Consider the following 10,256-nt stretch of genomic DNA (forward strand, 5'->3'; position numbering starts at 1 on the left):
GACCGGGCGCGAGATCAGATTCTCGGGAACCCGCGAACGCCGGAGACGCCGCCGAAAACGGCCTTGAACACGACGACGTCTCCCGTGTCGATAGGTCCGGACACCGCGGCGGGCACGGCGACGAACCCGTCGCCGGTCTCCAGCGTCGGCGCCATGCTCCCCGAGGTCACGTACCCCAAGAGGACCGGCTGACCGGCGAGCTGGCCGGCCACGATGACGACGACCACCAGCACGGAGACGACGACGAACGCGTCTCTCGCCGTCTCGCGTGACATACGTACAAACGTGGGGGTTCGAGACTTAAATCACCGCAGATCGCGTCCTTACCGGACGCGGGTCCGAGTCGACGCTCCGGAGAACGTCGACGGGGCAGACGATACGCCGAGTCTCGCGCCGACTACTCCCCGGCGCCCCACCGCTCGACGCGCTTCGGGCGGTCGGAGACCGCCATCACGTCGAGGTCGTCGCCGGCGTGGTCGAGCGCCTCCAGCGCCGCCGTCGCGGAGGCGTGCGTCGAGAAGTAGGTGATCTCCTCCTCGACGGCGACCTCCAGCAGGTCGCGCTGGCGCGAGACGATGAGGTCGAGGTCGCCGCGCTTCGCGGCCTCGATCAGGTCCGTCGCTTCGCTCAGCTCGAAGTGGTCCGCGTACCCGTCGACGAGCGCCTCGCCCGCCTCGGTGCCGGGGTCGGGGAACTCCTCCGCCGAGAGGTCGACGACGGCGGTGCCGGACTCGGGGATGGGCTTCCCGGTCGAGTCCTGCGCCTTGTCGTACGCCTTGCCGAAGGAGGTCGCCGTGCCCATCACTTCGCCGGTCGACTTCATCTCCGGCCCCAGACGCGGGTCCGAGCCCGGCAGACGGTCGAACGGGAGGACGACCTCCTTCACGCTGCGGTGTTCGGGGATCTGCTCGTCGGCGTCGAGGTCGGCGAGCGTCAGGTCGTCGGTCATCACCTTCGCGGCGAGCTTGGCGATGGGGACGCCCGTCGCCTTCGAGACGAACGGGACCGTCCGCGAGGAGCGCGGGTTCGCCTCCAGCACGTACACCTCGCTGTCGGCGTCGGGGTCGTCGACGCCGGTGACCGCGAGCTGGACGTTGAGCAGGCCGACCGTGTCGAGCGCGCGGGCGATGTCCTCGGTGACCTCGCGGACCCGACCGAGCGTCTCGTCGCCCAGCGACCGCGGCGGGATCATACACGCCGAGTCGCCGGAGTGGACGCCCGCGCTCTCGACGTGCTCCATCACGCCGCCGAGGAGGACGTCCTCCCCGTCGGCGACCGCGTCGACGTCCAGTTCGACCGCGTCGTCGAGGAACTGGTCGACGAGGATCGGCTTGTCGGGGGAGACCCGGACCGCCTCCTCGATGTACTCCTCGAGCTCCGCGTCGTCCTCGACGACCCGCATCGCGCGGCCGCCCAGCACGTAGGAGGGGCGCACGAGGACCGGGTAGCCGATCCCGTGGGCGAGTTCGAGCGCCTCGGCCTCGCTGGTCGCAGTGCCGCCGTCGGGCTGGGCGACGCCGAGATCGTCCATCAGGACGTTGAAGCGGTCGCGGTCCTCCGCGAGGTCCATCGCCTCGACGCTCGTCCCCATGATCTCGCAGTCGAGCCCGCGGCGCTCGATCTCGGATTCGAGCGGCTCGCCCACGTTCACTGACGTCTGGCCGCCGAACTGTACCATCACGCCGTCGGCCCCGGTCGTCTCGATCACGTCGGCGACCTCCTCCGCGGAGATGGGCTCGAAGAACAGGCCGTCGGAGGTGTCGTAGTCCGTCGACACCGTCTCGGGGTTGTTGTTGATCACGTGCGCGTCGATGCCGAGCTCGCGGAGCGCGCGCACCGCGTGGACCGCGCAGTAGTCGAACTCGACGCCCTGGCCGATGCGGATCGGGCCGCCGCCGACGACCACGACGCTCTCGACGTCGGGGTCGACGCGGACCTCGTTCGCCGCGCCGGCCGTGTCGGCCCCCCGGAGGAACTCCGGCAGCCGCGCGGAGTAGTAGTACGGCGTGGAAGCCTCGAACTCGCCCGCACAGGTGTCGACCTGCTTGTAGGTGCGGTCCGGCACCGCCGTCTCGACGTCGCCGACGCTGGCGTCGACGCCGCCGGCGGTCGCGGTCGCCGCGATCTCGGCGTCGGTGCGGCCGACCATCGCGGCCTCGGTGAAGTCGCCTTCCGCGGCCGCCGCGGTCCCGGCGGCGATCTTCTCGAAGCGCTCGACGTACCAGCGGTGGATGCCGGTGAGGTCGATCACGTCGTCGACGTCGTAGCCGCGGTCGAACGCCTCGAACATCGCGTACGGGCGGTCCGGGCTGGGGCGTTCGAGGTACCCCGACTCCAGCTCGTCGTCGGCAACCTCGTCGAAGTCGACGGCGGGGTCGTACTCGGAGGAGCGCAGCGCCTTCACCATGCTCTCCTCGAACGTCCGGCCGATCGACATCGCCTCGCCGGTGGACTTCATCGCCGTGCCGAGCTCGAAGTCCACGTCGTCGAACTTGTCGATGGGCCACCGCGGCACCTTCGTCACCACGTAGTCGATGGCGGGCTCGAAGGCGGCGGTCGTCTCGCCGGTGATCTCGTTGTCGATCTCGTGGAGCCGCTTGCCGAGCGCGACCTTCGCGGTGACGCGGGCGATCGGGTAGCCGGTCGCCTTCGACGCGAGCGCGGAGGAGCGCGAGACGCGCGGGTTCACCTCGACGACGCGGTACTCGCCGCCCGGCGTGCCGTCGTCGTGCCACGCGAACTGGATGTTACAGCCGCCCTGGATGCCGAGTTCGCGGATCACTTCGAGCGCCGCGTCGCGCATCTCCTGGTGGCCGTCGTCGGGGATCACCTGCGAAGGGGTGACGACCGTCGACTCGCCGGTGTGGATCCCCATCGGGTCGATGTTCTCCATGTTACAGATGATGATACAGGAGTCGTCGGCGTCCCGCATCACCTCGTACTCGAGTTCGACCCAGCCCGCGATGGACTCGGTGACGAGCACCTCGCTGTTACGGGAGAGGCGGAGCCCCTTGCGGACGCGCTCGACCAGCTCCTCGAACTCGTCGACGACGCCGGAGCCGGAGCCGCCGAGCGTGTACGTCGTCCGCGCGATGACCGGGAGGCCGCCGACCGCGTCGACCGCCTCCTGAACGCGTCCGCGGAACGCCTCCTCGTCGAAGTCGGTGACCGACTCGCCCTCGTCCAAGGAGATGGTGGTCGACTTCGGAACGGGCTGACCGAGTCCCTCCATCCGCTGGCGGAACAGGTCGCGGTCCTCCGTCGCGTAGATGGTGTCGAGGGGCGTCCCCATCACTTCGACGTCGTGTTCCTCCAAGATGCCCTCCTCCGCGAGCTCGGCGGTGACGTTGAGCCCGGTCTGGCCGCCGAGACCCGCGATGACGCCGTCCGGCTCCTCGATGCGGATGACCTCCGCGATGGCCTCGGGCGTGATCGGCTCGATGTACACCCGGTCGGCCGTCTCCGGGTCGGTCATGATCGTCGCCGGGTTCGAGTTCACGAGGACGACGCGCGCCCCCTCCTCTTGGAGCGCGCGACACGCCTGCGCCCCCGAGTAGTCGAACTCGGCCGCCTGTCCGATCTGGATCGGTCCGCTGCCGATAAGAAGAATCGTCCGGTCCTCGCTCATTACGCGGACGGAATACGCTCATCGTAATAAGGTCGGCGGTAGAGTACGAATCTCGCAGCGAGTTTGCGATTTTCGCAAGCTACTCGCTACCACGGTCAGTGATACGGCGCGTCACGTCCATCGACACCGAGCCCGCGAAGTCCGAGCGCGCCCGCTCGATCGCGGCTCGGCGGGTCGACGGGCGCGGACGCCACCGCAAGTGACTTACCCGATATCGACGATTTCGAACCGTACATGCGCTGTTCCCGCCGCCGCGCCCTCCAACTGCTCGGCACCGCCGGCGCGACCGCCGCGACCGCTGGTTGCCTCGGGCCCGACACCGACGCCTACGCGCTCATCGCCGACGAACTGGACCTCTCGTCGATCGGTCGCCCCTACCTGCGGCCAGATCCCGCGACCGTCGACGCCACGACCCGCGTCGACTTCACGGCCGGCTCGAAGGAGGCCTCCCTCTCCGAACTGTTCGAAACGGGGAGCGTGACCGTCGAGCAGTGGCCGCTCGTCGGCCGCGATCCGTGGGGAACCGAGACGCGACCCCGACCGACGTTCCTCCGACGCGAGGGGGCCTTCTACGAGGTCCGCGTCGCCGACGAGCGCCGCCTCGAACGGGAGCGGTGGCACTTCGCCGTCGAGCGCGTCGACGGGACGCCGCCCGAGGACGCGGCGGTCGCGCGGCCGCCGTTCGACCTCTCGGACCAAGACGAACGCGTGTTGAACGCGGCCCTCGACGCGGTGTACGCCGGGAACGACGGCTTTCTCGGGGACCCGGAGTTCGACGAGTTACAGACCGTCGAGTTCCATCGCGGGCTCGACGCCGAGGCCAGCGCGCTCGTCCCCTCCCCGCCCTTCGCGTTCGTCGAATACGAGGACGAGTACTTCCGGGCGGTCGCCGAGCGACGGACGGTCGAGGTCCCCGAGTGGACGTACGCGATCGCCGAGATCAGCGCCTCCCGGGAGGAGTTCGAGGCGTACGCGCGAGACGCGATCGTCGAGCGCGACCTCGCCTCGGCCGGGCTCTCGGCGTCCGCCCGGGGGGTACTCGACGACGCGATCGCAGAGGAGCCCCGCCGCTACGAGGAGGGTGACCCGCCGTCCGACGACCTCATCGACGCCCTCGGAGCGCTCGGTATCGCCGGCGACCTCCGACCGCTCGACGTCTACGAGGGCCGGGTCGACTTCCGGAACGCCGTCGTCGAGTACCGAGACGGCGTCTACCGGTTCGATCTGGTCGTCACGCCGTAGAACGCTCGCGAGCCGGCGACGGTGGACCGCACATCGGCTCCTCGGCGCAGACCGCCGCGTTCGAAGCCTCGGACCGGCCTCAGGTCGCGAGCCGGTACCGGTACGGCTGCCCCGCGATGACCTCGACCTCTCCGCGCTCGGCTCGCCGCCCCAGCACCGTGGCGACTCGGTGCGGGCTGTCGATCTCCTCGCACTCGTCGCACTCCTCGACGAGCGCGAGGATCTCCCGCGCCGTCAGCGGCTCGTCGGCGTCGGCGAGCACGCCGCGGAGACGGTCGTACCGGTCGTATTCACCGGCGCTCATACGTCTTACGTACGGTCTCCGAACATATAGGGTTCAGTGAGACAGAAGTCGGACGGCTGTCTGACACGGGCCTCGAACCGGTCGTTTCCCGGAGTTTGAGCGGTTTCGGGCGGTCGGCGACGCGGCGAGATCGCGTCTCAGGCGTACGGGTCCTCGGCCTCGAGGTCGCGCTCCGCGCGGTACTGCTCGACGAACTCGCTCACGTCGAACTCGACCATCTCCTGCTCGAACGCGGACAGCGCCTCGTCGTCGTCGGCGTGGCTCACGGCGTGCTCCATCAGTTCGACGACGAGCTCGACGACGATCTCGTGGAGCCGGCGGGAGTCGAACTCCGTCACCCACGCCATCGCGTACCCCACGTCGGCGTTCTCGCTGGCGTCGTGCGCGACGACCGCCTCCGGGAACTCCTCTAACACGACGCCGAGCAGGTGCGGCGTGTCGAACTCCGGCATCTCCTCGCTGGTCGTCTCGATGGCCTCGCGGAGCACTTCGACGAGGAAGTCCGGGAGGAACCGCTCCGGCGGGTGGACGTCCATCACGACCGCGTGGGCCTCGCCGCAGTCGCACTCGTACTCGCGCATGCCGAGGTCCAGTTCGCCGACGCCGATCGTCTCCCCGCAGGGTAGCTCCAGCGCGTTCTCGTCGCCGCCGGGGACGCGGGGTTGGGACATGGCTCTCCTTGGTCGCTGTCGAGGTTAAAAGGAGCGGAACGGGTCGATACGCCGACGCGGAAACCGGCGGACTCGCTACGCGAGCTCCGCGTCGCCGTCCCCGTCGTCCGCACCTTCCGCGTCGCCCGCCTCGTCTCCGCCGCCTCCGTCGGGGTCGCTCTCGGCGTGCGTCTCCACCTCGGCTTCGACCTCGATCTCGATCCCGTTCGACTCGTAGGTCGCCTCGATCGACTCGGCGTCGTCCCGCTCGACCTCGATCTCGTCGCGGTCGACCTCCACTTCGACTTCCACGTCGACGGTCACGTCGTCGGACATGGTTCACACTACGCGCGCGAGAACGGAAAAATGCCCCCTCGGGCGGCCGCCGGCCGACCGCGTTACTGGAACCCGATCCGGCCGCCGGTGTCGCGGAGGGACTCGCCGCCGCCGCCCTTGAACTGCTCTCTGACGTCCTCGTAGTACGCGAGGATGTCGTCGTTGATCGTCGGGCGCACCGACTCCATGGCGCGCCGGAAGTGCTTCATCTCGACGTCCTCGGCGTCGTCGTCGTCGCGCAGCGCCTCGATGGCGGCCTCGCGGGCGATCCCCTCGAGGTCGGAGCCGACGTAGCCGTCCGTGATCTCGGCGATCTCGCGGAGGCTCACGTCGGGCGCGAGCGGCGTGTCCTCGGTGTGGATGTCGAGGATCTGCTCGCGGCCCTCCTGGTCCGGCTGCCCGATCATCACGAGCCGGTCGAAGCGGCCCGACCGGAGCAGCGCGGGGTCGATCATGTCAGGGCGGTTGGTCGCACCGATGACCATCACGTCGCCCATGTCCTCTAGCCCGTCGAGCTCCGTCAGGAGCTGGTTCACGACGCGCTCGGAGACGTTGTTGCCCATCTCCTGGCCGCGCGAGGGGGCGAGACTGTCGAGCTCGTCGAAGAAGATGATCGTCGGGCTCACCTGCCGGGCCTTCCGGAAGGTCTGCCGGATCGCCTTCTCCGACTCGCCGACCCACTTCGAGAGCAGCTGTGGGCCACGGACCGAGATGAAGTTCGCGTTCGTCTCGTTGGCGACCGCCTTCGCCATCAGGGTCTTGCCGGTGCCGGGCGGCCCGTACAGCAGCACCCCCTTCGGCGCGTCGACGCCCATGCGGTCGAACTTCTCCGGCGAGGTGAGCGGCCACTCGACGGACTCCTGGACCTGCTGTTTGGCGTCTTGGAGCCCGCCGACGTTGTCCCACGATATCTTCGGAAGCTCGACGAGCACCTCGCGCATCGCCGACGGCTCCACCTCGTTTAACGCGCCCGAGAAGTCGTCCCGTTTGACGATCATCCGGTCGATGAGGCTCGGCGGGACCTCCTCCTCGTCTAAGTCGATCTCGGGGAGGTAGCGCCGCAGCGCCTTCATCGCCGCCTCCTTGGTGAGGCTCTCGATGTCGGCGCCGACGAAGCCGTGCGTCTCGTCGGCGAGGTGGTCGAGGCTCACGTCGTCCGAGAGCGGCATCCCGCGGGTGTGGATCTGGAGGATCTCCTTGCGGCCGACCTCGTCGGGAACGCCGATCTCGATTTCGCGGTCGAAGCGCCCGGGGCGGCGGAGCGCGGGGTCGACGCTGTCGACGCGGTTCGTCGCGCCGATGACGATCACCTGCCCGCGCGTCTCCAACCCGTCCATCATCGTCAGCAGCTGGGCGACGACGCGGCGCTCCACCTCGCCGGTGACGTCCTCGCGCTTGGGCGCGATGGAATCGAGCTCGTCGATGAAGATGATCGAGGGCGACTCCTCTTTCGCGTCCTCGAAGATCTCCCTGAGCTGCTGTTCGGACTCGCCGTAGTACTTCGAGATGATCTCGGGGCCGGCGATCGAGAAGAACGACGCCGACGTCTCGTTGGCGACGGCCTTCGCGAGCAGCGTCTTCCCGGTGCCGGGCGGGCCGTGGAGCAGGACGCCCTGCGGCGGCTCGATGCCGAGCTTCGAGAAGATCTGCGGGTGTTTCATCGGTAGCTCGACCATCTCGCGGACGCGCTGGATCTCCGACTGGAGGCCGCCGATGTCCTCGTAGGTGATGCCGCCGCCGGTCTTCTCGAACCCGGAGATCGGCTCCTCGCGCAGCTCGACCTCGGTGTCCTCGGTGATGAGACAGACGCCGTCGGGCTCCGTCTCGACCGCGATCAGCGGGATCGCCTGCCCGGGCGACCGCATGAACGGGTGGTTCGTCGACGACATCACCGGCACGATGTCGCGCTCGACGACCGGGCGCTTGAGGATCTGGCGTTTCACCATGCCGGCGGCGTCGGAGCCGAACTGGACCGACGCCTCCTCGGGCGGGGCCAAGACGAGCTTGTCGGCCTTCTCGGCCTCCGCCTTCCGGATGGTGACGCGCTCGCCGATGCCGACATCCGCGTTCTGTCGCGTGAACCCGTCCACGCGGACGGTGTCGGTGTTCCAGTCCTGGCGGTCGGCGCGCCAGACCTTCGCGGCGGTCGTCTCCGCGCCCTCGATCTCGATGATGTCGCCGGGCGAGAGCTTCAGATGCAGCAGGGTGTCGGGGTCGAGTCGGGCGATACCGCGCCCCGAGTCGTTCGGGTACGCCTTCGCCACTTCGAGTTGGACTTCGTTCATGGTTCCTCGCGGGGGATGGTCGTAACTGGATCCGGTCCGGGAATAAGCCTGTTGCCCGTCTCCGGGCCGCCGATTCCGCCGGGGCGATCGGCGCCCGCGGGATGCTGTGTGATCATATAGCACGGTACGGAGTCCGGTCATAAAACCCCGTCGTAAGCGTGCCTTTTCGCCGTCGACTCGCGACCGCTCGCGACGGACGTTTTTTGCCCGCTCATAGCGACGTTCGGTCGTGTTCGACTCGCTCTCCGACCCGATGCGGTCGCTCCTCTCACGGTTCGCCTTCCTCGTCGCCGGCGCGCTCGTCGGCGCCGCGCTGTACGCCCTCGATGTCGGCGGGCTCCTCGCCGTTCCGCTCGCGGCCGTCGCGTTCATCGTCGTCGGCGAACTGTACCTGGCCGCGACCGGCGGCGATTTATAAATAGCAACGACGACTTGCGGTGGCGCGTGCCTGCGAGCGGCCGATAGACCGCGAGCCAGCACGCGCGAGGTCGTCGGGCTACGCCCGACTGACGAGGTTGGGGAGGTGTGAGGCGCGGTTGCGGTGCTGTGCGGGGTGGGACTCAAAGGGGCAGCCGGGGAGCGGGCGCACGCTCGTTGCGCTCCTCGCTCCTTCGCTCCGTTCACTCGCTGCGGTGCTTACGTCGTCATCAGAACGCTCCGCGTTCTGATAGGCTCACGAGAGCTTCGCTCTCCTGAACGCCTGCGCCCGCTTCCCGGCTGGGGCTTTGGAGGTGGTCACCGCCGCGGTAGCGTCGTTTATCCGTAAACGGCTCTGTTGAAACCCTTCAAAACTGACACGAACTGCGTGCTGAGTACAGGGCGAAAGTCGGTTACGGAAACCCAGGCAGGGTTTCGATTGCCCTAATCAGTTGATCGGCAGCGTGGATTAACTACGTCAACGTTCAGTATGTGGTTTCTCGCTGGTCGTCAGCGACGAATCTCGGGACCATCGCCCCAGATATATCGCCCCCTCCGCTCAAGGATGTACCATCCCCCTGCAAGGAGTGCAATCCCATTCCCGAGAACGTACCCTGCGTTGTGGAGGTCAGTTCGTACACCCGTGTATGGGGCCGACAGTGGTGGTTGAATCACGTGGTAGTACTGCCCGTCGTGCGCAATGAGAACGACAGGAAAGCGTTCGTGCGTCGTGAGTTCCCCTGTTCGAACGAGTTCACGTAATCGAGGGTCGGCGGCGGTGGAAACCGCGAGTTCGTCGTAGAACGTCTGTAATGTGATTCGCTCGGCAGTGATTCGCACCGTCTCACCGTCCCTGTGTTCGTGGAGGCGATAGACTTCACTGACTTCTGAGAAGGTGCCACTGGTCCCGACAACGGCATACTGGTGGTCGACGAGCGACCCTGGGAACTCTGCCTTCGGTCGAGACCCGTTTGCCGCCTCGCGGAGGGCCATCCGTTCTGGCTGGTCGCCAGAACCACTGCTGGCGAAGAACACTGCTGACGGTCCCTCCGGGACGACTGTGGTGTCGTCCACAACCGTCTCTGCGGCGTCCTCTTGAGAGTCCGGCAGTTCTCTCGCCTCGTAGGTGTACGTCGTATCAGGGGTCGCTGTATCAAGCGCAAACGAACCGGCGGTGAGGACGACCCCGATAGCGACTGCTACAAGGAGCATCTTACGGGATGGCACTACTCGGTACGAACGTTCTGGCGAATAAGTATTTTCTGTGGGTAGATGGAGAAAATGTACAGTTCTACAGAACGACTGATTCACTTGACTTACCGGGAACCAAACTCGGTTGCCGTGCTGAATACACCCTCTGTATTCACCGCGACGCGAGAAATATCTCACAACTC

General features: G+C 67.6%; 9 protein-coding genes. 2 read left to right on the plus strand and 7 right to left on the minus strand.

Annotation, left to right across the window (positions count from 1 at the left end; genetic code table 11):
* Nucleotides 1-14: 14 nt before the first annotated feature.
* Nucleotides 15-275, minus strand: a complete 261-nt coding sequence (locus Q0116_RS10650; RefSeq protein ID WP_297887879.1) for a S26 family signal peptidase — start codon at nucleotides 273-275, stop codon at nucleotides 15-17.
* A gap of 122 nt (nucleotides 276-397) precedes the next feature.
* Complete coding sequence (gene carB, locus Q0116_RS10655) at nucleotides 398-3,628, minus strand: carbamoyl-phosphate synthase large subunit (RefSeq protein ID WP_297887882.1); 3,231 nt, start codon at nucleotides 3,626-3,628, stop codon at nucleotides 398-400.
* A gap of 234 nt (nucleotides 3,629-3,862) precedes the next feature.
* Here carB and Q0116_RS10660 point away from each other — a divergent pair, with 234 nt between their 5' ends.
* Nucleotides 3,863-4,870: a hypothetical protein gene (locus tag Q0116_RS10660; protein ID WP_297887885.1), complete on the plus strand. Its 1,008-nt coding sequence runs from the start codon at nucleotides 3,863-3,865 to the stop codon at nucleotides 4,868-4,870.
* 79 nt (nucleotides 4,871-4,949) lie between these two features.
* Here the strand turns inward: Q0116_RS10660 and Q0116_RS10665 are convergent, their stop codons facing one another.
* The 4 genes from Q0116_RS10665 to Q0116_RS10680 form a co-directional block, all read right to left on the minus strand.
* Nucleotides 4,950-5,174 carry a hypothetical protein gene (locus tag Q0116_RS10665; protein ID WP_297887888.1) on the minus strand — a complete coding sequence of 75 codons (225 nt, stop codon included), beginning with the start codon at nucleotides 5,172-5,174 and terminating at the stop codon, nucleotides 4,950-4,952.
* 137 nt (nucleotides 5,175-5,311) lie between these two features.
* Nucleotides 5,312-5,845 carry a DUF5815 family protein gene (locus tag Q0116_RS10670; RefSeq protein WP_297887890.1) on the minus strand — a complete coding sequence of 178 codons (534 nt, stop codon included), beginning with the start codon at nucleotides 5,843-5,845 and terminating at the stop codon, nucleotides 5,312-5,314.
* 75 nt (nucleotides 5,846-5,920) lie between these two features.
* Entirely contained in the window at nucleotides 5,921-6,160 is a 240-nt protein-coding gene (locus Q0116_RS10675) for a hypothetical protein (protein ID WP_297887893.1), read from the minus strand.
* 62 nt (nucleotides 6,161-6,222) lie between these two features.
* The gene (locus Q0116_RS10680) at nucleotides 6,223-8,445 is read right to left on the minus strand and encodes a CDC48 family AAA ATPase (protein WP_297887896.1); all 2,223 of its coding nucleotides are present in this window, start codon (nucleotides 8,443-8,445) and stop codon (nucleotides 6,223-6,225) included.
* Nucleotides 8,446-8,674: 229 nt separating this feature from the next.
* On the opposite strand from Q0116_RS10680, the gene Q0116_RS10685 reads away from it, so the two are divergent.
* Nucleotides 8,675-8,863, plus strand: a complete 189-nt coding sequence (locus Q0116_RS10685) for a hypothetical protein (RefSeq protein WP_297887898.1) — start codon at nucleotides 8,675-8,677, stop codon at nucleotides 8,861-8,863.
* A gap of 509 nt (nucleotides 8,864-9,372) precedes the next feature.
* Here the strand turns inward: Q0116_RS10685 and Q0116_RS10690 are convergent.
* The gene (locus tag Q0116_RS10690) at nucleotides 9,373-10,089 is read right to left on the minus strand and encodes a hypothetical protein (protein ID WP_297887902.1); all 717 of its coding nucleotides are present in this window, start codon (nucleotides 10,087-10,089) and stop codon (nucleotides 9,373-9,375) included.
* Nucleotides 10,090-10,256: the final 167 nt, after the last annotated feature.

This window comes from uncultured Halorubrum sp. (genome assembly GCF_937146585.1).
In the GTDB taxonomy this organism is placed as follows: Archaea; Halobacteriota; Halobacteria; order Halobacteriales; family Haloferacaceae; genus Halorubrum; species Halorubrum miltondacostae.

Excerpts from the sequence above, each read along its gene's own strand:
- Q0116_RS10650 (WP_297887879.1), bottom strand. The coding sequence starts at position 275 with ATGTCACGCGAGACGGCGAGAGACGCGTTCGTCGTCGTCTCCGTGCTG.
- carB (WP_297887882.1), bottom strand. The coding sequence starts at position 3,628 with ATGAGCGAGGACCGGACGATTCTTCTTATCGGCAGCGGACCGATCCAG.
- Q0116_RS10660 (WP_297887885.1), top strand. The coding sequence starts at position 3,863 with ATGCGCTGTTCCCGCCGCCGCGCCCTCCAACTGCTCGGCACCGCCGGC.
- Q0116_RS10665 (WP_297887888.1), bottom strand. The coding sequence starts at position 5,174 with ATGAGCGCCGGTGAATACGACCGGTACGACCGTCTCCGCGGCGTGCTC.
- Q0116_RS10670 (WP_297887890.1), bottom strand. The coding sequence starts at position 5,845 with ATGTCCCAACCCCGCGTCCCCGGCGGCGACGAGAACGCGCTGGAGCTA.
- Q0116_RS10675 (WP_297887893.1), bottom strand. The coding sequence starts at position 6,160 with ATGTCCGACGACGTGACCGTCGACGTGGAAGTCGAAGTGGAGGTCGAC.
- Q0116_RS10680 (WP_297887896.1), bottom strand. The coding sequence starts at position 8,445 with ATGAACGAAGTCCAACTCGAAGTGGCGAAGGCGTACCCGAACGACTCG.